General features: G+C 69.5%; 22 protein-coding genes. 11 read left to right on the top strand and 11 right to left on the bottom strand.

Annotated elements, in window-relative coordinates; genetic code table 11:
* The first annotated feature begins 188 nt into the window (after nucleotides 1–188).
* Nucleotides 189–1,334, top strand: a complete 1,146-nt coding sequence (locus H5J31_RS40400) for a cytochrome P450 (RefSeq protein WP_181772071.1) — start codon at nucleotides 189–191, stop codon at nucleotides 1,332–1,334.
* Nucleotides 1,335–3,869: a class III lanthionine synthetase LanKC gene (lanKC, locus tag H5J31_RS09275; protein WP_181772070.1), complete on the top strand. Its 2,535-nt coding sequence runs from the start codon at nucleotides 1,335–1,337 to the stop codon at nucleotides 3,867–3,869.
* A 407-nt stretch (nucleotides 3,870–4,276) separates the two neighbouring features.
* On the opposite strand, the gene H5J31_RS09270 is transcribed toward lanKC, so the two are convergent.
* Nucleotides 4,277–5,317 carry a coiled-coil domain-containing protein gene (locus tag H5J31_RS09270; RefSeq protein ID WP_181772069.1) on the bottom strand — a complete coding sequence of 347 codons (1,041 nt, stop codon included), beginning with the start codon at nucleotides 5,315–5,317 and terminating at the stop codon, nucleotides 4,277–4,279.
* An 83-nt stretch (nucleotides 5,318–5,400) separates the two neighbouring features.
* On the opposite strand from H5J31_RS09270, the gene H5J31_RS09265 reads away from it, so the two are divergent.
* The 3 genes from H5J31_RS09265 to H5J31_RS09255 all read left to right on the top strand — a co-directional run bounded on the left by H5J31_RS09265 (nucleotide 5,401) and on the right by H5J31_RS09255 (nucleotide 8,607).
* A complete protein-coding gene (locus H5J31_RS09265; protein ID WP_181772068.1) occupies nucleotides 5,401–6,534 on the top strand; it encodes a glycosyltransferase in 1,134 nt (377 codons plus the stop codon).
* Nucleotides 6,531–7,763: an RNA polymerase sigma factor gene (locus H5J31_RS09260; RefSeq protein ID WP_181772067.1), complete on the top strand. Its 1,233-nt coding sequence runs from the start codon at nucleotides 6,531–6,533 to the stop codon at nucleotides 7,761–7,763. The genes H5J31_RS09265 and H5J31_RS09260 overlap by 4 nt, the downstream gene beginning before the upstream one ends.
* A gap of 70 nt (nucleotides 7,764–7,833) precedes the next feature.
* On the top strand, nucleotides 7,834–8,607 hold the full coding sequence (locus tag H5J31_RS09255; RefSeq protein ID WP_181772066.1) for an alpha/beta fold hydrolase: 774 nt from the start codon (nucleotides 7,834–7,836) through the stop codon (nucleotides 8,605–8,607).
* A gap of 74 nt (nucleotides 8,608–8,681) precedes the next feature.
* On the opposite strand, the gene H5J31_RS09250 is transcribed toward H5J31_RS09255, so the two are convergent.
* Both H5J31_RS09250 and H5J31_RS09245 read right to left on the bottom strand, forming a co-directional pair.
* Nucleotides 8,682–9,173: an anthrone oxygenase family protein gene (locus tag H5J31_RS09250; protein WP_181772065.1), complete on the bottom strand. Its 492-nt coding sequence runs from the start codon at nucleotides 9,171–9,173 to the stop codon at nucleotides 8,682–8,684.
* A 32-nt stretch (nucleotides 9,174–9,205) separates the two neighbouring features.
* A complete protein-coding gene (locus H5J31_RS09245) occupies nucleotides 9,206–10,033 on the bottom strand; it encodes a Rossmann-fold NAD(P)-binding domain-containing protein (protein WP_181772064.1) in 828 nt (275 codons plus the stop codon).
* An 81-nt stretch (nucleotides 10,034–10,114) separates the two neighbouring features.
* Here H5J31_RS09245 and H5J31_RS09240 point away from each other — a divergent pair, with 81 nt between their 5' ends.
* Nucleotides 10,115–11,053 carry an AraC family transcriptional regulator gene (locus H5J31_RS09240; RefSeq protein WP_181772063.1) on the top strand — a complete coding sequence of 313 codons (939 nt, stop codon included), beginning with the start codon at nucleotides 10,115–10,117 and terminating at the stop codon, nucleotides 11,051–11,053.
* Here H5J31_RS09240 and H5J31_RS09235 read toward each other — a convergent pair.
* Nucleotides 11,032–11,841, bottom strand: a complete 810-nt coding sequence (locus H5J31_RS09235) for an MBL fold metallo-hydrolase (protein ID WP_181772062.1) — start codon at nucleotides 11,839–11,841, stop codon at nucleotides 11,032–11,034. The two genes, H5J31_RS09240 and H5J31_RS09235, sit on opposite strands and share 22 nt — an antisense overlap.
* A 92-nt stretch (nucleotides 11,842–11,933) precedes the next feature.
* Here H5J31_RS09235 and H5J31_RS09230 point away from each other — a divergent pair, with 92 nt between their 5' ends.
* Entirely contained in the window at nucleotides 11,934–12,536 is a 603-nt protein-coding gene (locus H5J31_RS09230) for a TetR/AcrR family transcriptional regulator (protein ID WP_181772061.1), read from the top strand.
* Between the two features lie 9 nt (nucleotides 12,537–12,545).
* Here the strand turns inward: H5J31_RS09230 and H5J31_RS09225 are convergent, their stop codons facing one another.
* A complete protein-coding gene (locus H5J31_RS09225) occupies nucleotides 12,546–13,499 on the bottom strand; it encodes a helix-turn-helix transcriptional regulator (RefSeq protein ID WP_181772060.1) in 954 nt (317 codons plus the stop codon).
* Between the two features lie 180 nt (nucleotides 13,500–13,679).
* Between H5J31_RS09225 and H5J31_RS09220 the strand changes: the two genes are divergently transcribed.
* Entirely contained in the window at nucleotides 13,680–14,318 is a 639-nt protein-coding gene (locus H5J31_RS09220; protein WP_181772059.1) for an SDR family NAD(P)-dependent oxidoreductase, read from the top strand.
* Between the two features lie 5 nt (nucleotides 14,319–14,323).
* On the opposite strand, the gene H5J31_RS09215 is transcribed toward H5J31_RS09220, so the two are convergent.
* Nucleotides 14,324–15,127 carry a pentapeptide repeat-containing protein gene (locus tag H5J31_RS09215; protein ID WP_181772058.1) on the bottom strand — a complete coding sequence of 268 codons (804 nt, stop codon included), beginning with the start codon at nucleotides 15,125–15,127 and terminating at the stop codon, nucleotides 14,324–14,326.
* A 270-nt stretch (nucleotides 15,128–15,397) separates the two neighbouring features.
* Here H5J31_RS09215 and H5J31_RS09210 point away from each other — a divergent pair, with 270 nt between their 5' ends.
* Nucleotides 15,398–16,579 carry a S8 family peptidase gene (locus H5J31_RS09210; RefSeq protein ID WP_181772057.1) on the top strand — a complete coding sequence of 394 codons (1,182 nt, stop codon included), beginning with the start codon at nucleotides 15,398–15,400 and terminating at the stop codon, nucleotides 16,577–16,579.
* A gap of 444 nt (nucleotides 16,580–17,023) precedes the next feature.
* On the opposite strand, the gene H5J31_RS09205 is transcribed toward H5J31_RS09210, so the two are convergent.
* Nucleotides 17,024–17,851: an SGNH/GDSL hydrolase family protein gene (locus H5J31_RS09205; RefSeq protein ID WP_181772056.1), complete on the bottom strand. Its 828-nt coding sequence runs from the start codon at nucleotides 17,849–17,851 to the stop codon at nucleotides 17,024–17,026.
* Between the two features lie 165 nt (nucleotides 17,852–18,016).
* Here H5J31_RS09205 and H5J31_RS09200 point away from each other — a divergent pair, with 165 nt between their 5' ends.
* On the top strand, nucleotides 18,017–19,270 hold the full coding sequence (locus H5J31_RS09200) for a helix-turn-helix domain-containing protein (RefSeq protein ID WP_181772055.1): 1,254 nt from the start codon (nucleotides 18,017–18,019) through the stop codon (nucleotides 19,268–19,270).
* On the opposite strand, the gene H5J31_RS09195 is transcribed toward H5J31_RS09200, so the two are convergent.
* Complete coding sequence (locus H5J31_RS09195; RefSeq protein WP_181772054.1) at nucleotides 19,220–20,071, bottom strand: helix-turn-helix transcriptional regulator; 852 nt, start codon at nucleotides 20,069–20,071, stop codon at nucleotides 19,220–19,222. The genes H5J31_RS09200 and H5J31_RS09195 overlap by 51 nt on opposite strands.
* A gap of 85 nt (nucleotides 20,072–20,156) precedes the next feature.
* On the opposite strand from H5J31_RS09195, the gene H5J31_RS09190 reads away from it, so the two are divergent.
* Nucleotides 20,157–20,936 carry an SDR family NAD(P)-dependent oxidoreductase gene (locus H5J31_RS09190; protein WP_181772053.1) on the top strand — a complete coding sequence of 260 codons (780 nt, stop codon included), beginning with the start codon at nucleotides 20,157–20,159 and terminating at the stop codon, nucleotides 20,934–20,936.
* 36 nt (nucleotides 20,937–20,972) lie between these two features.
* On the opposite strand, the gene H5J31_RS09185 is transcribed toward H5J31_RS09190, so the two are convergent.
* The 3 genes from H5J31_RS09185 to H5J31_RS09175 all read right to left on the bottom strand — a co-directional run bounded on the left by H5J31_RS09185 (nucleotide 20,973) and on the right by H5J31_RS09175 (nucleotide 24,793).
* Nucleotides 20,973–22,211 (bottom strand): epoxide hydrolase family protein, encoded by a 1,239-nt coding sequence (locus H5J31_RS09185; protein ID WP_181772052.1) that lies wholly within the window; start codon nucleotides 22,209–22,211, stop codon nucleotides 20,973–20,975.
* A gap of 62 nt (nucleotides 22,212–22,273) precedes the next feature.
* Nucleotides 22,274–23,470 carry a cytochrome P450 gene (locus H5J31_RS09180; protein WP_181772051.1) on the bottom strand — a complete coding sequence of 399 codons (1,197 nt, stop codon included), beginning with the start codon at nucleotides 23,468–23,470 and terminating at the stop codon, nucleotides 22,274–22,276.
* Nucleotides 23,471–23,509: 39 nt separating this feature from the next.
* Complete coding sequence (locus H5J31_RS09175) at nucleotides 23,510–24,793, bottom strand: cytochrome P450 family protein (RefSeq protein ID WP_181772050.1); 1,284 nt, start codon at nucleotides 24,791–24,793, stop codon at nucleotides 23,510–23,512.
* Nucleotides 24,794–24,813 lie beyond the last annotated feature (20 nt).

Raw genomic sequence — 24,813 nt, 5'->3', positions numbered from 1 at the left:
ACATTAATCGTCGAAATGATCAAAAGGTGTACATCCTTCGTCCTCGGTCGACCCGGGTCATGGTGCGCATATTTCCCGAAAGTGAACCGAATGCGTTGACATCAGAACGGCGATCAACCTAGCTTTGGCGCTTGTCAACACGGCTAATCGCGGAACGAAACCGGGGGAATTCCATGGCAGGCGATGGCGTGTCAGCGGTCGAAGTCGACTTTCTTTCCGAATCCGCGCTCGCGGACCCGTACCCGGCCTACGCACACCTGCGCCGCGACGCGCCGGTGTACTGGGACGAGGCCAGCGGTGCCTGGCTGGTGACCCGCTACGGTGACTGCGTGGAAGTGCTGCGCGACAGCACGAGGTTCACCTCCGACCCGGCACACGCCGGCGTGCCGGTGCCCGCCACCAGCTACACCCTGCAGACGATGGATCCGCCGGAACACCACGCGCTGCGTGGTCTGTTCACCGCCGCGTACCGTGCGCGAGATCTCGATTCCCTCACCGCGGGTCTGAACGCCTTCGCCGCGTCGAGGCTGACCGGTCTGGCCGGACGCCGCCCGGTCGACCTGCTGGCCGACTACTTCAAACCCCTCGCGTTGCACGCGATAACGGAACTCGTCGGTATTCCCGAAACGCACCGCACCGCCGTCGCGCTGGCCGCCGAGGCGATGGCGGCCAGCATGGACGGCGTCTTCGACAAGGCGCGCCAGGCGGCCGCGATCAGCTCGCGGGCCGCGCTCAGCGGGATCGTCGACCGCTGCATGCGGGCCCCCGGCAAGCACGGCATCATCGCCCACGTCGCCAGGCACTACCGCGAGGCGGGGGTGGAGCGCGACGTCGCCGTGCACAGCTTCCGGCTGCTGCTCTCCCCCGGCTACATGTCCGTGGCGAGCGCCGCGGCCAACGCGTTCGTCACCCTTCAGGCACACGCGAGCAGGCTGATCGATTGGGACGAGGACATCGCGGTCGAAGAGCTGCTGCGGTTCAGCGGTCCCGTGCAGGCACTCGGCAGGATGTGCCGGGACGACCTCGATTTCCACGGGTTCAGCCTGCGCCGCGGTGATCTGGTCCTCGCCATGCTCGGGTCGGCCAACCGGGACGAGGACCGGTTCACCGACCCGGACCAGCTCCTGCTCGGCAGACGACCGAACCCGCACGTCGCGTTCGGCTGGGGCGTGCACTCCTGCCTCGGCGCGCTGCTGGCCAAAGTGGTGATCCGCACAGCGATCGGCCGTCTCGAGCGGCTCTTCCCGAACGTCGCGCTCGCCGGCACTCCCGGCTACACCGATCAGGCCGTCGTCCGCTGCCCGAACACGGTCCTCGTCCACCTGGAGCCCTGAATGACCTCCCTCGAACGCTACGCGTTGGCGAGTGTGGCGAACCCGATGTTCTACGACGACCCCAGCCGCACCGAGGACGAGCTCTACACCGTCGCCGCCGTGCCGCCGCCGGAAGGCTGGCGCCGTGCCGAGGAAGGACTGTGGGTCTCGTTCGCCCCGGAGACGAAGATTCCGCGGCAGGGCTGGAAAATCCACGTCACCGCCCGGCTGGACGAGGCGGAGAAGACGATCGAGGACGTCCTCGCCTACTGCCTGCGCCACGGAGTGGCCCTGAAGTTCCTCCGAAGTGAGTTCGCGGTCCGGCTGACGAACGCGAAGTACGCCCCTCGCGCGTCGAGCGGAAAGGTCCTCACGCTCTACCCCGCCGACGACTCGGCGACCGAGCGGATTCTCGCCGACTTGGCCACGCTGCTCGCCGATCGTGAAGGCCCGTACGTGCTCAGCGACCTGCGCTGGGGTGATTCCCCGGTCTTCGTCCGCTACGGCGGCTTCATCGGCACGTTCACCCTCGACGACGACGGGGTGCCTGTCCCGTCCATCGAGGCGCCGGACGGCACGCCGGTACCGGATCTCCGGCTGCCGGTGTTCGCGCCACCGCCGTGGGCGGTCGTGCCGGAGTTCCTGGCGAAGCGGATGGCCGCGCTCGACGAACAAGCCTCCGCCGAGCTGCCCTACGAGATCACCGAGGCCCTGCATTTCTCCAACGGCGGCGGTGTGTACAAAGGAACCCGGCGCGGCGACGGCTTGGCCGTGGTGGTCAAGGAAGCGCGCCCGCACGCCGGACTCGACGCGCTCGGCCGCGACGCCGTCACCCGGCTGATCCACGAGCACGAACTGCTCACCGAACTGGCCGACACCGGGTTCGTGCCGCGAGTCCACGAGTACTTCACCTCGTGGGAACACCACTTCCTGGCGATGGAGCTGGTCGAGGGACCCACGCTGTACCAGGAGCTGACCCGCCGGAACCCGCTGCTGCGTGCCGATGGCGACGACGACGACCGTGCCGCGTTCGTGCGCTGGGCGCTGCCCGTGCTCGACGAGCTCGCGGGCATCCTCGCCACGCTGCACACCCGCGGTTTCGCGTTCGGTGACGTCCATCCGCAGAATGTGCTCATCCGGCCGGATGGGCGGCTGTGCCTGATCGACTTCGAAGCGGCGTCGACCGTCGAGTCGGGGACGCGCGCGGCGATGGCGGCGCCGGGGTTCCGTCCCCCGCCGGGGCTCGCGCCGGTCGCCGCCGACGAGTACGCGTTCGCCTGCGTGGCGCTGTTCGGCTTCCTGCCGCTGACCGCGATGGGTGAACTCGATCCCGGCTGCTTCCAAGACTTGCTCGTCCACGCCCGGCGTGAATTCTCGTTGCCGAACGGACTCGTGGCCCGGATCGCGAGCGCGTTGCGCTTCCAGGACGCGATCCCCGAGGTCACCCCGGCCGAAACCACGATGGACGGACGCTCGTGGGAGTCGGTCTGCCGCTCGATCGGCTCCGCCATCACCGCTAGCGCCACCCTCGAACGCGACGATCGGTTGTACCCGGGGGACGCGATGCAGCTTCCCGGTGCCGGCCTTGGCTTGGCACACGGCGCGGCGGGTGTGCTGTACGCGTTGCACCTGACCGGGCAGCCGGTACCCGACGAGCATGTCGGCTGGCTGGTGGATCACGCGCTGACCGGGCATCACCAGGGCCCTGGCTTCCTGAACGGGCGGCTCGGTGTCGCGTGGGCGCTGTACCGGCTGGGTGCGCGGGACGCGGCGCTGGACCTGCTGAGCCGGAAGCCGGACCGGCCGTTGACCGTTTGCCATCTCGCCGGCGGCCTCGCCGGTCTGGTGCTGGGCAAGCTCGATTTCGCGGACTGGACGGGCGATTCCGAGCAGACGGAAAGCGCGATACGAGACGGACTCCGGCTCCGGGACGCGCTCGACAGCCCGTTCGCACCACAGATTCCGGGTCTGCTCAGAGGTTTCTCCGGAATCAGCCTCGCGTTCACCCGGCTCTACGAAGCGACCGGTGACACGTCCTGGCTCGACGCCGCGGCGGTCGCCCTGCAAGGCGACCTCGCCCGCTGCGAGCCGGATGCCCAAGGAGCACTGCATGTCAACGACGGCAGCAGGCTGCTGCCCTATCTGGCCGACGGCAGCGCCGGGGTGGCCCTGGCCGTCGAGGCACTGCTCGAGCACCGGGCGGACGCCATGCTGGCCTTGGCCCGCGAAGGACTCCTGGCAGGCTGCCGGGTTCCGCCTTGGAATGTCCACGCCGGGCTGTTCACCGGCCGGGCCGGGCTGATCACGGTGGCAGGCACGGCCGGCGACCTGCCGACGCTCCTGCGTCACGCCGTACCCGCGCCCGGTGGCACCGGCGTGGCCGGCGACCAGCTTCTGCGACTGTCCATGGACCTCGCCACCGGCGCCGCCGGTGTGCTGACCGCCGTGCACACGGTCCGCCACGGCGGATCCGTGTTCCCTGGTCTGCCCGGCCGCCGGCGTGAGAAACCGGCGGCGGCCGGTGCCGCCCTGTCCGTTGATCGAAGAAGGAGGTGAAGGAGATGGCCGCGGTTCTCAAGCTGCAGAGCCTGCAGACGTCGAACACGATCGCGCTGTGGAGCTCGCTGACGATTCTCGCCTACTGCCACTGAGAGGACGTGAACATCATGACCGCAGTTCTCAAGCTGCAGGCGCTGGAGATGCAGAGCGACACCCCGATGTGGAGCTCGGCGAGCGTCTTCGGCTACTGCCACTGACCAACGCTTGACCCTACGAGGAATCCGGAGGAGGTGAAGGAAATGGCCGCGGTTCTCAAGCTGCAGAGCCTGCAGACGTCGAACACCATGGCGATGTGGAGCTCGCTGACGATTCTCGCCTACTGCCACTGACGGCAGTGAACCGACGGGGTGGTACCTGGCCGGTATCCAGGTACCACCCCGTCGTCACGCGGTGAAACAAGTTTACTACGACACGCTCGTATCGGCGTCTTGAGCCGATGAATCCCAGTCCGCGGGCTTGTCCTCGGCAGCGGGGGGACGGGCGAGTTCGGCCAACTGCCGGACGACGTCGTCGTACCGCGCCTGATCGGCGGCCGCGCGGGCCTGCGCCCGCTCGACCTCCTCGCCCAGCGCCGTCGCTCGTGCCTCGGCGAGGCTCCGGGCCGTGCGCTCTTCCGCGAACGACGCCCGGACACGGTCCAGCTCGCCGCGCAGCCCGGCGGATTCCTCCCGTGCGGCGGCACAGTCCTTTTCGGACACCGTGACGCGGGCCTTCGCCTCGTCCAGCCGGTCCAGCAGCGCTTCGAGTTCCGCGACCGCGCGGGCCAGTGCCGTGTCGCGCTCGCCCAGGTCCGCTGTCAGCTTCGTCTTCTCCGCCCGCAGGGTCGCGAAATCCTCGCGCAGTGTCCGGAGATCGGCGACCAGTGCGTCGCGGGCGCGTTCCGCCGCGACGGTCGCGGCTTCCGCGGCACCCCGGGCCCGTTCGTGCGCGGCGACTTCGGTCCAGGAGCGCTGCCTGGTCTCTTCGGCGTCCTTCAAGGCCTGTTCGGCGGTGCGTTCCGCCTTGGCCTTGGCCATCTTGTCGTCCCGGGACGCGGCCAGCGCGGTCGCGCGCGCGGTGTCGGCCTTCGCCGCCGCCTGCTGGGCGTCCTCGGCCTCACGCCGTGCGGTCGCGGCCTCGTTCTCGGCTTCGGTGACCCGGCCCAGCGCGGCTTCCGCGGCGTCGTCGAACCTCGCCCGCATCGCGTCCAGCAATTCCACCAGCGACGCCGCCGTGGGCGTGAACTCGTCGGCGATCCGGCGGACCTCGAGCAGCGGATCCGCCACGCTGGCCACGGCGGCGGCCCGCCGGGCCCGCGACGCGGCGTCGGCATGCGTCTTACTGCAGTAGGCCGAGGGCCGCCCGCCCTTGCGTTTCCCGTCGGCGTCCACGGCGGGCGGGGGCAAGGGATTCTCGCAGCCTTCCAGCGCGCACAGCCGGACCTCGTCGGCGTCCGTATCGATCACCGCAGCAGGGTAGCGCTGCGCGTTGGGGTGGGAAGCGGGGCAACGCCGGGAAAACGGTTGGTCCCGCCGATAGGGTCGTTTCCGTGCGTGTCTTGTTCACCTTCGCCGGCGGCAACGGCCATTTCCGCCCGCTCCTCCCGATCGCCCAGGCGCTCGCCGCCGCGGGCCACACGATCGCGTTCACCGGCGAGCCGATGATGGTCCCGCTCATCACGGCGGCCGGATTCACCGCGTTCCCCTCGGGTCCCGACCTCGGCAGCGACGGCGAACGGCGTCCGCTGCTTCCCGTCGACAGGGACCGCGAGGACGCCGACTTCCGCGACGGTTTCGTTCGCCGCACCGCACCTCGGCGCGCCGAGGACGTCCTGGCCCTGTGCGAGACCTGGGCGCCGGATCTCCTGGTGTGCGACGAGGCCGATCACGGGCCGATGATCGTCGCGGAAAAGCTCGGTCTCCCCCACGCCACCGTCCTGGTCATCGCCGCCGGCGCGCTCATCCGTCCCGACCTGGTCGACGACGCGCTCAACGAGGTCCGGGCGGCCTACGCCCTTCCCCCGCAACGAAATCTCGAAACGGCCTACCGCCATCTCGTGCTGTCACCGTTCCCCGAGAGCTTCCGCGATCCCCGGTTCCCGCTGCCGCCCACGACACAGTCCTTCCATACGCCCGTCCCCGGCCGCGGACCTGTGCCGGGCTGGTACGTCGAAGGGCGCCCGGCCGTCTACTTCACCCTCGGCACGATCTTCAACACCGAGTCCGGCGACCTGTTCACGCGGGTGCTGGCCGGCCTGCGGGAGGTCGACGCGACCTGTGTGGTGACCGTCGGGAACCTCATCGACCCCGCCGAATTCGGCCCGCAGCCGGAGCACATCCACCTCGCGAACTACCTGCCCCAGGACGACGTCCTGCCCTACTGCGACGCCGTCCTCACCCACGGCGGCTCGGGCAGCGTGCTCGGCGCGATCACGCACGGGCTGCCGATGGTGCTGCTGCCGATGGGCGCCGACCAGCCGCACAACGGCGACCGTGTCACCGAACTCGGGCTCGGCACGGTCCTCGACGTCATCGAAGCGACCCCGGCCGACGTCCGCGACGCCGTGTCCGCGGTGCTGCGGGACCCGTCCTACCGGGCCTCGGCCGGCCGGTTGCGGGACGAGGTCGCCTCGTATCCGTCACCGGAGAAGACGGTTCCGCTGCTCGAAGGACTCCTCCGGTGACCACCGACCTCGACGCCGCGATCACCCGGGCCTTCCGTGAGGAGTCGGGACAGGTGATCGCGACCCTGATCCGGGTCACCGGCGACTGGGACCTGGCCGAGGAATGCCTCCAGGAGGCGTTCGCCCTCGCGCTGCGCACCTGGCCGCGCGACGGCATCCCCGCGAAACCCGGCGCCTGGCTCACCACCACCGCCCGCAACCGTGCCACCGACCGCATCCGGCGGGAGGCCGTCGGCGCGGAGAAACTGCGGGAGGCCGCGGAACTCACCGCGGCCGCGGAACCGGAATGGGACGAGAGCGGTGTCCACGACGACAGGCTCCGGCTGATCTTCACCTGCTGCCACCCCGCCCTGCCGATGGAAGGCCAGGTCGCGCTCGCGCTGCGGACGCTGGCCGGGCTCACCACCGCCGAGATCGCCCGCGCGTTCCTGGTGTCCGAAGCGACCATGTCGCAACGCCTGGTCCGGGTGAAACGGAAGATCCGCACCGCGGGCATCCCGTACCGCGTCCCGCCCGCCGATCTGCTGCCCGAACGCACGGCCGCCGTGCTCGGCATGCTGTACCTGCTGTTCAACGAGGGCTACTCGGCCAGTGCCGGCACCGACCTGTTGCGCCCGGACCTGTCCGCCGAGGCCATCCGCCTCACCCGCGTCCTCGCCGAACTCATGCCCGGCGAGCCGGAGGTCCTCGGGCTGCTGGCGCTGCTGCTCCTGCACGATGCCCGCCGCGCGACCCGGGTCGACGGCGACGGCACGCTTGTCTCGCTCGAAGCCCAGGACCGCGGCGGCTGGAACGCCACCGAGATCGCCCAAGGCACCGAACTGCTGGAAACCGCGCTCCGCCAAGGTGTCCCGGGGCAGTATCAGATCCAGGCCGCCATCGCCGCCTGTCACGCGACGGCGGCGCACGCCTCCGACACCGACTGGGCACAGATCGCGGCCCTCTACGGGGAACTGCTGCGCTTCGTGCCCTCACCGGTCGTCGAGCTCAACCGCGCTGTCGCCGTCGCGATGTCCGAGGGCCCCGAAGCCGGACTCGAACTGGTCGACAAGCTCACCGCGGACGGCAGTCTTCCCGGTTACCACCTGCTGCCCGCGACCCGCGCCGACCTGCTGCGACGCCTCGACCGGTTCAGCGAGGCGGCCGAGGCCTACCGCGAGGCGCTCACGCTCACCGGCACCGACGCCGAGCGCGCCTACCTGTCGGGAAAGCTCGCCGAAATCTCCTGAGAACGGGATGTCTGTCCCTGAAGACGCCGTTCGTCGGGTGGGCGACAAGTCCGCGAAGAAAGGGGTCATCATGGCCACCCTCGTCGTCCCCGGCGCCCGGTTGCACCACACCGTCACCGGCAGCGGTCCCGTCCTGCTGTGCGTTCCCGGCGGTGCGGCCGATTCCGGCATGTTCGCCCAGATCGCGGGGCCGCTCGCGGAGCACTACACCGTGGTCACCTACGACCCACGCGGTATCTCCCGCAGCCCCCTCGACGACGCGGGCGAAGAGCAACGGATCGAGGTCCACGCCGGCGACGCGCTGCGCCTGCTCGACAGCGTGGGCACCGAACCCGCGCTGATCTTCGCCTCCAGCGGCGGCTGCATGCAGGCCTTCGACCTCGTCGCCCGCCATCCCGGCCGGGTGCGGACGCTCGTCGCGCACGAACCGCCGTTGACGACGCTGCTGCCCGAACAGCCCGACGTCGACCCGGACGAACTACTGCACCTCCACCGCGAACACGGCATCGAGGCGGCGATCGGGAAGTTCATGGCCGACGCCGGCTTCGAGGCGCCCGAAGGCGGTTTTCCTCCCGAGGCGACCAGCAACTTCGAGTTCTTCATCGTCCACCTGATGAAGGCGATCGGGGACTTCACACCGGACTACGAGAGCCTGCGGGCGTCCGGGACCCGGATCGTCGTCGGCGTCGGCGAGACCTCGGCCGGGCAGCCCGCGCATGAGGCCGCCGTCCTCGCCGCCGGGAAGCTCGGAGTGAAACTGACCTACTTCCCGGGCGACCACGGCGGTTTCGCCTCCGACGCCGAAGCTTTCGTCACGCGGCTTCGCGAGGCCTTCGGCGTCTGAGGCTCCCGGGATGTCATGAAAGGGTCTCTCAAGACGTTCTCGTCCTGAAAGACCCTTTCATGACACTCGCGGGATCAGGCGCGGACGTGCGCGATCAGCCCGCCCACCAGAGCGCCGAAGCCACCGATCCCCGCCAGTGTCCGCACCAGGTTCCAGCGCTCCCAGACACCCTCGAACTTCGCCCGCAAGGCCTCGAAGTCGGTGTTGTCGCCGTCGAATCCGGCTTCGAGCGCGTTGTTCAGCGGCACGTTCACCGCCATCGTCACGATCAGCATCACCAGCAGCAGGACGAATCCCGCGATGATCCACGGCAGCGCGGACCGCAGCTCCGACCGGAAGTGCAGTGCCGCCGCCACCGCGGCCAGCAGCGGCGCGCCGCCGAAGCTCAACGCGAACCAGCCATTGAGGATCGCGACGTTGATCTCCCGCATCCCGGTCACATAGGTCCGGGCGTCGGCCCGTGCCAGCCCCGGCATGACCGAGCAGGTGTAGGCGTAGAACAGCCCCGCGATCAACCCCGCCGCGATGACGGCCGCGATCAGGACGATCTCGCTCAGCGTCGACATCCCTGTCGCCTCCCTTCCGATTCCCGTTCGTTTCATCGATTCCAGACCCCGGACGCCGCGGCCTTCGTGGCGTACTCGGAGAAGTCCCTCGCGGGCCTGCCCAGCACCTTCTCGACGTCACCGGTCAGCGATTCGTTCCGGCCGTCGAGGATGCGGGTGAACAGGTCGGTCAGGCCCTCGATCTCCTCCTCGGGCACGCCCTGTTCGGCCGCGCCCGCCGCGAACTCCGCCGCGGAAACCGGAACATACTGGACATCCCGCCCCGAAGCCTTACTGATTTCCGCGGCCACGTCGGTGAAACTCAGCAACCGCGGTCCGGTCAGCTCGTAGACCCGGCCGCCGTGGCCGTCGGTGGTCAGTGCCGTCACGACGACGTCGACGATGTCCTCGACGTCGATGAACGGCTCGGTCACCTGCCCCGCGGGAAGCACGATCTCACCGGCGAGGACCGGTTCCAGCAGGAAGTGCTCGCTGAAGTTCTGTGCGAACCAGCTGGCCCGCACGACCGTCCACTCGGCACCGGAGTCCCGCACACCCTGCTCGCTGACCACGGCCTCCTCCTCGCCGCGACCGGAAAGCAGGACCAGTCGCCGTACCCCGTGCTCCACGGCGAGCTTCGAGAAGTCCCGGATCGCTTCGGCCGCTCCGGGGAAGGCGAGGTCGGGGTAGTAGGTCAGGTACGCCGAGCTGATCCCGGTGACCGCGGCCGTCCAGGTCGACCGGTCGTCCCAGTCGAAGCCGGGCCGCGAGGCCTTCCGGACCTCGATCCCCTGGTCGGTCAGCCGCTGCGCCACCCTGCGACCGGTCTTGCCCGTCGCGCCCAGAACCAGCACCGTCTCGTTGTTCTTCGTGTTCGTCATGGCCTTAGTCAAGCGCCTCGGAATGAGACGGAACATAGTTGAAAGGCTCTGTTCCATGTTTCATCGTCTACACTCGACGGTATGGATCCCCTTGCCGGACTGCTCGACGGACCCCGCGCCCGCGGAGCGTTCCTGCTGAAATCGGTCATGACCCCGCCGTGGTCCCTGCGCATCGAGGACGAGGCGCCGCTGACGGTGATGGCGCAGGTGCGCGGCGAGTCCTGGGTCGTGCCCGATCACGGTGACGCCGTCCACCTCGGCACCGGCGACATCGCCATCGCGCGCGGACCGGACCCGTATCTCGTCGCCGACGACCCGGCCACGCCGCCGCAGGCGATGATCCTTCCCGGACAGGAATGCCTGACACCGGACGGGCAACACCTCACCGAGCTGTCCGACCTCGGCGTCCGCACCTGGGGCGACGACCCGGACGGTCCCGTCGTACTGCTCACCGGCACCTACCCGCTGGAAGGCGAGATCAGCAAACGGCTCCTCAACGCGCTGCCGTCACTGCTGGTCGTGCGGGACGAGGACTGGGAGAACCCGCTCGTTCCGCTGCTCGCCGGCGAGATCGTCAAGGACTCACCCGGGCAGGAAGCCGTCCTGGACCGGCTACTGGACCTGCTCCTGGTCGCCGCGCTGCGCACGTGGTTCGACAGGCCCGACGCCGCGGCACCCGCCTGGTACCGCGCGCATAGCGACCCCGTCGTCGGGCGCGCGCTGAAACTGTTGCAGCACAGGCCTTCCGAACCGTGGACGGTGGCGAGTCTCGCGGCCGACACCGGCGTCTCCCGGGCCGCCTTCGCGCGGCGGTTCACCTCGGCGGTGGGCGAGCCGCCGATGGCCTACCTCGCGAGCTGGCGTATCGCGCTCGCCGCGGATCTGCTGCGCCAGCAACCGGACGTCACGATCGGCGCGGTCGCACGGCAGGTCGGCTACGGCAGTTCGTTCGCGCTGAGCACCGCGTTCAAACGCGAGCACGGGGTGAGCCCGCAGGGCTACCGGACCGGGGTGGCGTAAAGCTCGGATTCGGTCAGGTCGAGCCATTCCCCGACGGGCAGGACTTGCGCGCGCCGTCCAGCGTGCGCACGGAACTCGTTCTCCGGGTCGACGACCTCGACGTAGCCCGCGATCTTGTCCGGCTGCTCCGCCTCGTAGTGCATCGGCACCGCGTACCGGGCGTCGAGGATCTCCGCGGCCGCGGCCGCCTGCCTCGGGTCCATCGCGGCGGGCAACGGACTCGGCGGCCGCAGATGCGGCGCGTCGACCACCGCGCCATTGGCGGGCAGGAACACCGCGTCGAACGGACTGAATCGGCGCGCGACGAGCCACCAATAGCCGTGGAACATCGTGTCGCCGCCGTGGAAGACCCGCTGCCCGTCGGCCTGCACCACCCAGTTCAGCTGCGGGTCGCCCAGCCCGTCGACGGCGGGGACCGCGGTGATGCGGAACGGTCCGACCTCGCGGGTCGACCACGTGTCCACGACTTCGACGGCCAGCCGATACTCGATCAGTTCGCGCTCGGCCGGCAGGGTCGTCACGTTGTCCACGTCATCGCCGTGGCCGGGTGCGGGCCGCAGCACCGGTGCCCCCGGCATCAGCACGTCCGCGAGCGCGGACGCGTCGGCGTGGTCCCGGTGGAGGTGGGTGACCAGGGCGACGGCGACCTTCTCGCCCGGCACCGCCAGGCTCTCGCCGGGCTTCCAACCCGTGAACAGTGGCGAGAGGTCTCGTACGTAGTCGATCACCAGTCGCTCGCCGAGCGCCTCGATCTCCAGTCCGGCCCAGCCCAGTCGTCGCACCCGCATCTCGCACTCCTTCGTCCTCGTGACTGCCGCGAAAGTTAGCGTACGACCGTTCGATAAATCAATAGCGAACGTGCGTACGCTATCCTCGTCACATGTCACCTCGACGGTCAGCGGCCGAAGCACAGGCCACCAAAGGGCGGATCCTCGACCGTGCCGCCGAGATCGCCTCCGAAGAAGGACTCGACGGCATCACCATCGGCCGGCTCGCCGAAGAGCTGGAGATGAGCAAATCCGGGGTGCACAAGCACTTCGGCACCAAGGAGACACTGCAGATCTCCACATTGGACAAGGCGTTCGTGGACTTCTGGCACCGGGTGGTCGAGCCCGCGCTGAACGAGCCGCCTGGTCTGCGGCGGCTGCGCGCGGTGTGCGCCAACTCCGTGAACTACTTGGAAAACCCGCTGCTGCCCGGCGGCTGCCTGATGACCGCCGCACTCACCGAGTACGACGGGCGCCCCGGCCGGGTCCGCGACGCGGTGGCCGAGGTGTGGTCCCGCTGGCGGGAGCGGCTGCGTGAGGATCTGACCGCGGCGGTGGAGAGCGGCGAGCTACCCGCAGGGTTCGACGTCGACCAGGCATTGTTCGAGATCGTCGCCGCCGGTCTGGCGCTGAACGCGGCCCTGCAACTCCAGCACGACCGGGCGGCCGCGGACCGGGCCCGCCGCGCGATCGAACGGGCCCTGGACCAGTCCTGACCGCGTGGGTCATCCCACCGGGGTCGCGTAACGCTCGACCAGTTCCGCGCCGATCCGCGCGAGTTCCCGCTGGACCGACGGCGGTCCCAGCACCTCGATCATCGAACCCCAGCCGGCCAGCTGTTGGGCGATCATCCACGCCACCGGCGCCGACACCGTCACCCGCACGCGCCCGTCGTCGAGCGTCTCCTCGACCACGGACTGCCGTCCGAAGTGGTCCTGCAGGATCGGGAGGTGCCGTTCGGCGATGAGCACCGTCGCGTCGAGTCCCGAGCGGCGCCGCTCGACCTGGTCGACGACCTGCTCCCACGCCTGCGACAACTCGAAGTCGTCCGGCCGGGCGGCGGGCAGGTCACTCACCTCGGCGTCGGACATGCGGTCCACCCGGAAGGTGCGCTGGCCCTTCTCGGTACCCGCGATGAGGTACCAGATGTCGTCCTTGTCCACGAGCCCCCACGGATCCACGACCCGCTCGACCGGTTCGGCACCCTTCTTCGCGTAGCCGAAGCGGACTTTGCGGCGGCGGACGATGCCGGCCTGCAGCACGGTGAGCAGTTCGGGCCGTTCCTTCTCCCGCTCGCCCCAGCGGGACGGATCGATGACGACCGCGTCCGCCGCGGCCTGGGCGTCGGCACGGAAGGTGTCCGGAAGGGCTCGCACCAGTTTCCGCAGCGCCGATTTGACCTCGGGTGAGATCGACGCCGCCGGGCCCGCGAGCAGGAACAACGCCTGGGCCTCGGTCGCCGACAGGCCGCTGAGGTCGGTCCGGGCGCCGCCGACCAGCGACCATCCTCCGCCGCGTCCCGGCTGTGGATACACCGGCACACCCGCCGCGGACAGCGCTTCGAGGTCGCGGCGGGCCGTGGCGACCGAGATCTCGAGCTCCTCGGCCAGTTCGGAGGCCGTGACGCGGCCACGGGCCTGCATCAGCAGGAGGGTGGCCACCAGGCGATCGGCACGCATAAGCCCCAGTCTGGCAGCCAAACCGCTCACCTCGTGAACACTTTCGGCACACCCGCGTTTCGTCCTCTGAATGCGGTACTTGCGTGTGCAAGGACCGCATTCAGAGGACGAAACGCGACTTGACCCTCACATCGATGTCAGGGCTTACGGTCGGCCGCAACCGACTTCGAAGGAGCAGACATGGCAGGCGCAGTGATCATCGGCGCGGGTCCGGGCATCGGCCGCTCGGTCGCACTCCGGTTCGCCCGGGAAGGGCTGCCGATCACCCTGATCGCCCGCGGCGCGGCGACCCTCGACCCGCTGGCCGCCGAGATCGGGACCGCCCTGGCGCTCACCGCCGACGTCACCGACGAGAAAGCCCTCAAGGCCGCCCTCGACACCGCCGCGCGCGAGCACGGCGAGCCCGACGTCGTGGTCTACAACGCCGCGATCATCCAGGCCGACACCCCCGGCGAGCTGTCCGTGGAGCGGCATCTCGCGGCGTGGTCGGTCAACGTCGTCGGCGCGATCACCACCGCGGCGCATGTCGCGCCGGGAATGGCCGAACGCGGTTCGGGCACGGTCATCGTCACCGGCGGGATGCCCGACGCGGTACCGGCCTACACGAGCCTTTCGCTCGGCAAAGCCGGGGTGCGGGCGCTGGTTTCCTTGCTGGACACGGAATTCGGCCCATCAGGGGTGCACGTCGCCACGGTGACCGTCGCCGGACCGGTCGCGAAAGGCACGCCGTTCGACCCCGACGACATCGCCGAGCACTACTGGCGGCTGCACACCCAGCCGCGGGCCGGCTGGCAGCAGGAGATCGTCCACAAGGGATAGACGGACTACCAGTGTGCGGAGCGGGACACCGTTTCCGGGAGCTTCGTCGTCGCGTCGCCCTTCGCCGCGTCCAGCTGCGACTGGATGAGGAAGAGGGCGTCGCGCAGGTCCGCGCCCCGGATGTCGGCGTTGCGCAGGTCGGCCCCGATGACGTCCGCTCGCCGCAGATCGGCGCCTCGCAGGTCCGCGCCGATCAGGTAGGCCCCGCGCAGGAGCGCACCCTTCAGATTCGAGCCCTTGAGCTTCGCGCCGATGAGGTCGGCACCGCGCCGGTCCTTCTTCTTGCCCGGCACCTCGGCGCGGGCGAGTTCGCTGGACCGCAGCAGCAGGCCGTTGACCGCGCCCCGATGTGCGTGGACGTCCAGTTTCCGGAGCACTTCGGGTTTGTCGAGGGTCATCCGCTCGGTCCGGTCGACCATCTCGGCCAGGTCGTCGCGGATCGGCGCGGACGTCGGCAGCGCGGCCGCCTCGGTGAGGTAGTAGAGCAGTTCCTGCAGATCCCGCATCACCGGGAAGACCGCGAACATCGACTTCGCGGTCTTCGGGGTCTTTCGCCAGTCCTCGCCCTCGAAGGTGATCTGCGAGACCTTCTGACCGGCGCCGAAGCAGTCGTAGACCGTGCAGCCGGTGAAGCCCTTCTTGCGGAGCTTGTCGTGGATGCCGCACCGCGAGTCCTCACCCAGGTTCGGGCACGCCTGACCCGCCGGTTTGGTGATCGCGAAATCGGCCGACGCCGCGAAGGCCGGGACGACACAGCACAGGCCGAAGCAGTTTTCGCAGTCGGCTCGCAGGCTCGAAAGGGCTGGCACGGGGATTCGGGCTCCAGACGGTCGAGAGGTGTTCCACCGACAGGGTACGGAGGGGCCGGAGTGCACTTTCCGTGCAGGGCACCCGCCGCCAATGGCCGCCAGACGAAGGTCGGACCCTGCCCCATTCAGCCGATATCGGACATGTCAAACGCTCAATAACCTCGATCTTCGTGGGATCCGGCAGGTGCCGTCCCATGCGGTCGAGCTGGACCGTCTTTCCGCCGCTGTGGTCTTGACCGGCCGGTCCCCTGCGAATGACAGGACGAACGCATGCGAGAGATGAGACAACCGCGTTGGCTGACCGGAGCCGGTCTGGCGAGCGCGTTCGCTGTGGCGATCACCGTGACCGCCGCTCCCGCGCAAGCCGCCGAGGGCACGATCCTCGCCGCGGGATCACCCGAAGCGATTCCGAACAGCTACATCGTCACGCTGAAGGACTCCGGCGTCGTGGGCGCGCTGGCGAACCGTTTCGGTGCGAAGGTGGAGCAGGTCTACAGCACCTCGCTCAAGGGCTTCTCCGCGTCGCTGTCGGAGAAGCAGGCCAAGCGGCTCGCCGCCGACCCGTCGGTCGTATCCGTCGAACAGAACCAGGTCGTGCGCGCCGACGCGACGCAGGTCAACCCGCCGTCCTGGGGTCTCGACCGCGTCGACCAGCGCAACCTTCCGCTGGACCAGCGCTACAGCTACACCTCGACCGGCGCCGGCGTGAACGTCTACGTCATCGACACCGGCGTGCGGATCAGCCACCAGACCTTCGGCGGGCGCGCCCGTAACGGCTACGACTTCGTCGACAACGACGCCGTCGCCCAGGACGGCAACGGCCACGGCACCCACGTCGCGGGAACGATCGCCGGTTCGCAGTACGGCATCGCCAAGGGCGCCACCGTCTACGGCGTCCGCGTGCTCAACAACTCCGGCTCCGGCACGACCGCCGGCGTCATCGCGGGCATCGACTGGGTCACGAAGAATCACGTCAAGCCCGCCGCGGCCAACATGAGCCTCGGTGGCGGCGCCTCCACCACCCTCGACGACGCCGTCCGCCGGTCGATCGCCGCGGGCGTCACCTACGGCGTGGCCGCCGGGAATTCCAACGCGAACGCCTCGGGCTTCTCCCCCGCCCGCGTGACCCAGGCGATCACCGTCGGCTCGACCACCAACACCGACGCGCGCTCCAGCTTCTCCAACTACGGCAACCTGGTGGACATCTTCGCGCCGGGCACGAGCATCACGTCGTCGTGGAGCACCAGTGACACCGCGACCAACACCATCAGCGGTACCTCGATGGCGACCCCGCACGTCGTCGGCGTCGCGGCCCGCTACCTGCAGAACAACAAGACCGCCACGCCCGCCCAGGTGGCCACCGCGCTCATCAACGCGGCCACCCCGAACAAGGTGACCAACCCGGGCTCCGGTTCCCCGAACCGGCTTCTGTACTGGTCGCCGACCGCCTGACGGACCGCTTCGGGTCTCGTGAGTGGTAAGGACGGTTCTAACCGTCCTTACCACTCACGAGACCCCTGACCGACTACGGCGCGGCGCCCTGGCCACCCGCGCTGCTGGTGCACGTTGACGACCCAGAAGTCCGTGAAGGCCTCCTTGCCTACTTTCAGGGTAGGGAAGGAGGCCTTCACGGACCGGACCTACGACCCACCGCAGCCAGAACCCAATGGGTACCTCAGACCCGGTTGGCTCTCACCGCCTTCACCACACGACCAAGCCGGGCCGGGTCGGTGCTTTCGCGTGACTGGGTGGACGGCACATGTGATCCGACGGACGACGCCCGTGATCAGACGGACGACACCAGGTGACGTCCGTCCAGTCACGCCAACCCGCCCGACCGTAGGTACCTAAGACGCGGTTGGCCCTAACCGTCCTTACCACTCACGAGACCGTTCGCTACAGGACCTTGCGGATGCTCGGCACCACGGCCGCGAGGCCGGCGGCGTTCGGGTGCAGCGGCGCGAAGCTGTTGTTCACCACCGACGGGATCAGGCCCTCGATCCATTTGACGCCGATCGGCTGACAGGCGTCGTGGCCGATGCTCGGTGTCCGGATGTCGACGTAGGAGGCGCCGTGCGCGGCGGACTGTTCGGCCATCCGGGCGTTGAGGCGGTCGATGTTGCCCTGGATGTAGTCGGCGTCCTGCGGCAGCACCGGGACCACCGGCCAGCAACCGCCCGGCTTGATCCCCGTCGGGTAGCCGACCATGACGATCTTCGCCTGCGGGGCACGCTGCCGGATCTGCTCGATGACCGTTCCGTAGGTGGCGGCGAACGCGTCGATCTTGGTGGCGTACTTGTCCACGCCGCCCGCGGTGTTGGCCGCCTTGCACGACGCTCCCACAGGCAGCAGGTTCACGCATGACGTGGCGAGCCCGACCAGTCCGATGTCGTTGCCGCCGATCCCCACCGTCACCAGCGTCGTGTCGGCGGAGAGCGCGTCGTACTGCGGTGGGTTGGTGCCGGAGATGATGCCCTTCTGCGGGTTCGGGAAGTTCGCCGTGGTCGCGGCCCCGCAGGTGACGTCACGCAGGACGTCGACCTTGAGCTGTTTCGCCAGCAGGCCCGCGTAGTTGATCGCGGACCGGGCGCAGGTGAGCAGATCGGACTGCGGCAGGACGACGGATCCGGCCGAGAACGAGTCGCCCATCGCGACGTACACCTGGCGCTCCGTCGCCAGGGCCGGCGTCCCGATTCCGACGAGGGTCAATGCGGTGCCCGCCACCGCGGCGATACGAGCGAATCTTCCCCAGCGAGAACGTGTCCGAGAACGTGTCACTGCCGCCTCCTGCATGCGTCGTCGAATGCTGAGGAAAGCGTCCGCCGGATGGTGGGTGATTCACTAGAACGCAGCCGCGCGTTCTCGTCGGGAGTTTTGTAGGTTTCCTCTATGACGAAGGCGTCGGCACAGCCATGGCGCCGGCTGGACGCCTCGGTGCTCACCCGGCTGGAGCCGGACATCGCCGCGATCGCGTCCGCCGCCATGGAACAGGTCCACGCCGGACTCCGGAACCCGCTGGACGACCGGACCGCCGCGAACCTCCACATCACCCTCGATGTGGCCCTCGCCGCCTTCTTCAGCGAGATCGGCCATCCCGACACGACCGCCGACCGCGAGGTCTACCGGGCGCAGGGCCGCGCCCAGCACACCGCGGGCCGCAGCCTGGAGGAGATGCTCGGCTTCTACCAGTCGGCCGCGCTGGGTGTCTGGCGGCAGCTCACCTCGGCGGCACCGGCCGTCGACCTGCCGACCCAGGCGATCGTCGAACTCGGCGAGGCGCTGTTCGCCTTCATCGCGGAACTCTCCGCCGCGGCCGCCGACGGCTACGCCGAAGCACGATCACAGGCGGCACGGGCCGGACAGGCACGACGGGACCGGCTCCTCGGCCTCCTGCTCACCGAACCCGATGCCGCCCGCGACGTGCTCGACGACGCCGCGAGCCAGGCAGCTTGGGAGCTGCCCGGACGGCTCGCGGTCGCCGTCACCAGCGCCGAGGTCGCCTCGCGGTTGCTGGACCGGATGCCGGGCCGCGTACTGATCGGCCGTCACGACGAACTCACCGCCGTGGTCATGCCCGCCGACCGGTTCGAGTGGTACCTCGGCCGCCTGCGGGATCTGCTCGGCACCGACCAGGCCGGGGTCGGGCCGGTCGTGCCGTTGCGTTCGGCCGCGCTCAGCGCCCGCCGCGCGAGTGCGTTGTGGCGCCTCACCAGCACCGGCGCACTCGGCGACGGCGCGATCGTGCACACCACCGAGCACCGGATCGACCTGCTGCTGACCGCCGACCCCGAACTCGCCGCCGAGTTCGCGAAGGACCTCCTCGCTCCCCTGGCCGGTCTGCCCGAACCGGCGAGGCGACGGCTCACCGCGACCCTCGCGGCGTGGCTCGCGCGGCCTGACCAGCCGCAGGCCATCGGGGGCGAACTGCACGTCCACGTCCAGACCGTCCGCTACCGGATCAGGCAGTTGCGGACGCTGTTCGGCGGCACGATCGACGATCCGGCGGGCCGGTTCGCACTGGCGACCGCACTCCGGATCGACCCCCACGTCTCCTCGCTGGGATCGAGGGAACCTACAAACCCGCCGGTCGGCTCAGAGCGGGACGTCCATTCGCTGCGTCCCGACGACCGAGAGCAGCCGTAGCGCCTCCTCGGAGCGGCTGCCGGGTTCGGCGGTGTAGATCACGACCTGCTGATCCCGGTCGCTGATGTCGAGGACGTCGCAGTTCACCGAAACCGGGCCGACGACGGGATGCTGGAAGGTCTTGCACAGTGTCGGTACGGCGCAGACGTCGTGCGAGGACCACAGCCGGGCGAACTCCTCGCTGCCGTCGACGAGTTCGCGGATCAGCCCGGTGACCTCGGGATCGTCGGGGTAGCGGCCCGCGGTGGCCCGCAGGTTCCGGACCGCGCTCGCGGAGAACTCGTCGACGTCGGACACCCCGTACAGCCGCCGTCCTTCCGGGCGGGGCCCGAGGAACGTCCGGCGGACGAGGTTGCGGTCGCGTCGCGGCAGTGCGGAGAAATCCTCCATCAGGGCCGCCGCGAGGTCGTTCCAGGCGATCACCTCGTACGTCGCGGACAGCACGATCGCCGCGGCCTGCGGAAGACGCTGCAGCAGCGCGAGAATGCTCGGCCGGACCTCCCGGGACGGGCCGGGCGGCGGTCCCGGCGGGGCGCCGGCGAGGTGGTGCAGGTGATCGCGTTCCGCGTCCGACAGGCGCAACGCCCTGGTCAGCCCGGCCAGCACCTCGCGCGAGGGCCGGGGACCGCGAGCCTGCTCCAGCCGCGTGTAGTACTCGGTCGAGATGAACGCCAGCTGCGCCACCTCCTCGCGGCGCAGCCCCGGGGTGCGGCGGCGTGGCCCGGCGGGCAGGCCCACGTCGGCAGGGGTGATCCGCTCGCGCCTGCTGCGCAGGAAACCCGCCAGTTGTCCTTTGTCCACCCATCCAGTGTGCGCGATGGCGGCGCGTCAGCCAGGTACCGCCGATGCCTGGATAGGCCGCCGGCGCCGGTGAACTCTCGGTGGCATGACCAACACAACGACTGTTTCGGGCCTGCTGGACGACAAGGTCGCCTTCATCACCGGTGCCGGGCGCGGTATCGGTGCCGCCGCCGCCCGGTTGTTCGCCCGGGAAGGCGCCCGGGTGGTACTCGCCGCCCGGACCGAGTCCCAGCTGAAAGCCGTCGCCGAGGAGATTCGCGCGGAAGGTGGCGTCGCGGACCACGTGGTGTGCGACCTGGGTGACGCCGCGAGCGTGCGCGCCGCCGTCGGCTACGCCGTGGAATTGCACGGCAGGCTCGACGTCGCGTTCAACAACGGTGCGACCAACGTGCCGCCCGGCCCGATGGATCAGGTGACCGAGGCCGATTTCGACCACATCTACGCGGTCAACCTCAAAGGCCCGTGGCTGGCGATGCTCGCCGAGATCGCCGCGATCCGGGCCACCGCCGGGAGCGGGGCGATCGTCAACAACACCAGCGTCGGCAGTCTGATGGCCAACCCCGAACTCCCCGCGTACGGCGCGATGAAACGAGGCGTCAACAGCCTCACCGCCTCGGCCGCCGTCACCTATGGCCCGGAAGGGATCCGCATCAACGCCGTCGCGCCCGGCACCACGCTGACCGAGATGTTCAGCGAATGGGTCGAAAGCTCGCCGGGCATCCTGGAACGGCTCAACGCCCAGACCCCGCTGGGTCGCGTCGCCGAACCCGAGGAGGTCGCGGAGGCCGCCGCGTGGCTGCTGAGCGACCGGTCCTCCTACGTGACCGGCACGGTCCTGCGGGTCGACGGCGGCATGGTGTCGTGAGCCGAACCCCGAGGGGACGCCGGCACCCAGGTGCGCTCAGGCGGGCCTCCGCCCGTGAAAGGTGCGGCGCAGGTCGCTCACCCAGGCGTCGGGGTTCTCCCAGGGGATGAAGTGCCCGCCGTGATCATGGGCGTTGACGTTGACGTGGTTGAACCAGGCGGCTTGCGGGCCGGCCTTGAACGTCTGGACTCGCTCGTCGGCGGAGTGGACGCCGGGTGGGTTCTCGTAGGTGACGAAGGTGAGGCCGACCGGGGCCTCCACGACCGGGGTGCGGTCGTGAGCGGGAGTCCAGGGGTAGCGGTTGGCGTTGGCGTAGTACCGCATCGACGTGGCGATGGAGTTGTTCACCCAGTAGATCGTCGCGTGGGTGAGCAGGTCGTCCTTGGTGAAGACGGACTCGACGTCTTCACCGCTGTCGCTCCACGCGTTCCAGCGTTCCAGCAGCCAGCCGAGCAGTCCGGCGGGTGAATCGCTCAGCCCGTGGGCCAGGGTGGCGCCGTCGAGCATGTGCACCGTGAGGTGGGTGGCCATGCGGTGGTCCAGCTCGATGATGCGGGCGCGGACCTCGGCGGGCTGGTCCTCGGTGAGGGGCCGGTTCCGGGCGAAGTCCCAGGCGCGGGGACCGGTGAAGAAGTCGAGCGGCAGCCCGGATCCGATGTGGATGCCGTACAGCTCGTCGGCGTACTTGTGGCCGAGCTGGCTGGAGACGATCCCGCCGATGTCGCAACCGCCGGCGGCGTACTTCTCGTAGCCCAGGGTCTCGGTCATCAGGGTGTGCCAGAGGTCGGAGACCTTCCAGAAGTTGACGTCCGGGAAGCCGGTGAGCGGTCCGGGGAACCCGAAACCGGGCAGCGACGGCACGATCACGTCGAACGCGTCGGCGGGGTCACCACCGAAGGCGGCCGGGTCGGCGAGCGGGTCGATCACCTTCGACCAATGCCAGAACGTCCACGGCCAGCCGTGGGTGAGGATCAGCGGGATCGGGCGAGGGCCGCGGCCCGGCTTGCGCAGGAAGTGCACCGGGACACCGGCGACGTCGGCCTCGTAGTGCTCGTAGGCGTTGATGGCGGCCTCGGCCTTGCGCCAGTCGTAGCCGTCCCGCCAGTAGGCGACCAGCTCACCGAGATAGCCGGCGGGGACGCCGTAGGACCAGTCCTCGTTCCCCTCGTCCAGCGGTGGCCGCGTCAGCGCGAGACGGACGCGCAGGTCGTCGAGGACCTCGTCGGACACGTGGATCAGCGTGGGTTCCAGGGGGAAGGCGTGCGGGGTACTCACGTCGTAGTCGTTCCTTACCGGCTCGGGAAGACACTCCGAGGGCGCGGTCCCCGGAATGTGAGTCAGCGGAGGAGCCGCAGTGGGAGCCGCTGGAGACCTCGGAAGCTCACGTTGGACCGCCAGTCGAGTGCCTCGCTGGACAGCTCCATCTTGCTGTAGCGCCGCAGCAGTTTCGTCAGCACCACGGCGGTTTCCATCTTGCCGAGGGCGGCGCCCAGGCAGTAATGCGGGCCGCCGCTGAAGGCCAGCGTCTTGATCCCGGTGCGAGTCACGTCCAGGCTCTCAGGGGTGCTGTACCGTGCCGGGTCCCGGTTCGCCGCCCCGAACAACAGCATCACTTTGGCACCCGCGGGCAGTACTGCGTCGTCGAGCACGACCTCGTCGTCCAAGAGCCTCGAGGCGATCTGCACGGGTGAGTCGTACCGGGCGATCTCCTCGACGGCGCCTGGTATCAGCTCGGGGTCCTCGCGCAGCGACTGGAACTGATCAGGGTGGCGCAGTAGCGCCAGCATCCCGTTGCCGATCAGGTTCACCGTGGTCTCGTGGCCCGCGACGAACAGGAACAGCACGTTGGCGATGATCTCGTGGTCGGTCAGGCGGACGCCGTCGGTCTCGGTGTGCACGAGCAGGGACAGGATGTCGTCGGTCGGCGAGGCCCTGCGCCGGTCGAGCTCGCCGGTGACGTACTCGCGGAACTCGGTCTCCGCCCGGTTCATCTCGGCGACGTCGTCCGCCGTGATCGACGGGTCGATCACGCGGCTGATCTGTTCGGTCCAGTTCCGGCACTGGACCCGGTTGTCGGTGGGCAGGCCGAGCAGTTCACAGGTCACGGTGACCGGCAGCGGCAGGGCGAGGCTTTCGATCAAGTCGATCTCGCCCTCGCCCATGGCGTCGAGCAAGCGGTCGGCCTCCGCGGTCACACGTGGCCGCAACCGCTCGACGGCGCCACGGGTGAACACTTTGCCGAGTACACCGCGGATCCGCCGGTGCGCCGGCCCGTCCAGCATCAGCATCCAGCTCCGCACGCTGCGGACGAGCGGGCTGTCCAGTCCGCCCCGGCGCTCGGCCCAGACCTGGTTCCGGTAGAACTCGCTGGACACCCCCGGAGCGCGCAGCACAGCGTCCACGTCGGCGTAGCGAGAGAGCACCCAGTAGCCGAAATGGGACTGGTGCACGGGATCGGCCTCCCGCAGGCGACGGTAGATGGGGTACGGGTCTGTCCGCACCGCGGGATCGCGGGGGTCGAAGAGCGCGGTCATATCCGTCCTGTCCTGTGTCGGTGTGGCCGTGCGCTCCGCTCATCCGTCCGTGCTGACCGGAAGGGCGACGAGTCCACGGAGGAGGATGCTGTTGTGCCAGCGCAGTTCGCCGGGATCCACCGCGAGGGTGAGGCTGGGGAACCGGTCGAGCAGCACGCGGAAGGCGACTTCCCCCTCGATCCGGCCCAGTGCCGCGCCGAGGCAGTAGTGGACGCCGTGGCCGAAGGCGATGCTGCCGCGTGTCGACCGTTCGATGTCGAGCTCGTCCGGCCGCTCGAACCGGCCGGGATCCCGGTTCGCCGAACCGATCGCCAGCAGCACGATCTCCCCGGCCGGGATCGTCGTGCCGCCGATGATCACCTCCTCGTCGGTGAACCGCATGGTGGCCGTGTTGACCGGGCTCTCGAGCCGGAGGAACTCCTCCACCGCACCGGGCAGCGATTCCGGGTTCGCCCGCAGCCGCCGCAACTGTTCCGGATTGCGCAGCAGCGCGAGCGCTCCGCTGCCGATCAGGTTCACCGTGGTCTCATGCCCGGCGACCAGCAGCAGCGAGGCCATCGCGGTGCCCTCGGCGTGGGTGAGGCGGTCCGCGTTCTCGTCCGGGGCAAGGATCTCGGAGAGGATGTCCGCGCCGGGATCGGCCACTTTGCCTGCGACCAACCTGTCGAGGTACTCCCCCATCGCCTCCGTCGCCGCCAGCTGCTCGTGCGGTGGCGCGGTGGACAGCATGGTGCGCGACCAGCCGCCGAACTCCGCACGCCGATCGTCGGGAACACCGAGGATCTCGCAGATCACGGTCGTCGGCAGCGGGAAGGCGTAGTCCTCGATCAGGTCGACGGATCGTTCCCCGGCCGCGAGCCTGGCCGCCATCGTGTCGGCCAGCTCGGCGGCCAGCGCCTCGATCCGCGGGCGCAGCAGAGCGGCGGCCCGTCCGGTGAACGCCTTGCTGACCAGCTTCCGCAGCCGGGTGTGCTCGGCCCCGTCGGAGTGGAGCATGTGGTTGTGCAGGCCCATGTCGAAGCCTTCGGCGTCTTCGGGGATGCCGGCGGCGCGACGAAGGATTCGGGCCAGTTTCGTGGCGTCCTTCGCCAGCCGGGAATCAGCCAGCCCGGCGCGAACGTCGTCGTACCCGGTGACCAGCCAGACCGGCGAATTCATTCCCATCCGCACTTTGGTCACCGGGCGTCGCGCCCGCAGCAGCTCGTACGTCGGGTACGGGTTGTCGGTGAAGCTCTCGTCGAGCACGACGACGTCGTCGTGATCGACGTCGAGCACCGCACCGGCCGGTCCTGGCTTCCCCGCTGGGCATGAAGGTGTTGGCATGACACGGCTCTCCCTCGCGT

The organism is Amycolatopsis pittospori (genome assembly GCF_013870525.1).
In the GTDB taxonomy this organism is placed as follows: Bacteria; Actinomycetota; Actinomycetes; order Mycobacteriales; family Pseudonocardiaceae; genus Amycolatopsis; species Amycolatopsis pittospori.
This window is presented reverse-complemented; position numbering and strand designations above follow the sequence as displayed.

What these genes read in the sequence shown, in the direction of transcription:
- lanKC (WP_181772070.1), top strand. Translation starts at nt 1,335, where the DNA reads ATGACCTCCCTCGAACGCTACGCGTTGGCGAGTGTGGCGAACCCGATG.
- H5J31_RS09255 (WP_181772066.1), top strand. Translation starts at nt 7,834, where the DNA reads ATGGCCACCCTCGTCGTCCCCGGCGCCCGGTTGCACCACACCGTCACC.
- H5J31_RS09250 (WP_181772065.1), bottom strand. Translation starts at nt 9,173, where the DNA reads ATGTCGACGCTGAGCGAGATCGTCCTGATCGCGGCCGTCATCGCGGCG.
- H5J31_RS09245 (WP_181772064.1), bottom strand. Translation starts at nt 10,033, where the DNA reads ATGACGAACACGAAGAACAACGAGACGGTGCTGGTTCTGGGCGCGACG.
- H5J31_RS09240 (WP_181772063.1), top strand. Translation starts at nt 10,115, where the DNA reads ATGGATCCCCTTGCCGGACTGCTCGACGGACCCCGCGCCCGCGGAGCG.
- H5J31_RS09235 (WP_181772062.1), bottom strand. Translation starts at nt 11,841, where the DNA reads ATGCGGGTGCGACGACTGGGCTGGGCCGGACTGGAGATCGAGGCGCTC.
- H5J31_RS09230 (WP_181772061.1), top strand. Translation starts at nt 11,934, where the DNA reads ATGTCACCTCGACGGTCAGCGGCCGAAGCACAGGCCACCAAAGGGCGG.
- H5J31_RS09225 (WP_181772060.1), bottom strand. Translation starts at nt 13,499, where the DNA reads ATGCGTGCCGATCGCCTGGTGGCCACCCTCCTGCTGATGCAGGCCCGT.
- H5J31_RS09220 (WP_181772059.1), top strand. Translation starts at nt 13,680, where the DNA reads ATGGCAGGCGCAGTGATCATCGGCGCGGGTCCGGGCATCGGCCGCTCG.
- H5J31_RS09210 (WP_181772057.1), top strand. Translation starts at nt 15,398, where the DNA reads ATGCGAGAGATGAGACAACCGCGTTGGCTGACCGGAGCCGGTCTGGCG.
- H5J31_RS09200 (WP_181772055.1), top strand. Translation starts at nt 18,017, where the DNA reads ATGACGAAGGCGTCGGCACAGCCATGGCGCCGGCTGGACGCCTCGGTG.
- H5J31_RS09190 (WP_181772053.1), top strand. Translation starts at nt 20,157, where the DNA reads ATGACCAACACAACGACTGTTTCGGGCCTGCTGGACGACAAGGTCGCC.
- H5J31_RS09180 (WP_181772051.1), bottom strand. Translation starts at nt 23,470, where the DNA reads ATGACCGCGCTCTTCGACCCCCGCGATCCCGCGGTGCGGACAGACCCG.
- H5J31_RS09175 (WP_181772050.1), bottom strand. Translation starts at nt 24,793, where the DNA reads ATGCCAACACCTTCATGCCCAGCGGGGAAGCCAGGACCGGCCGGTGCG.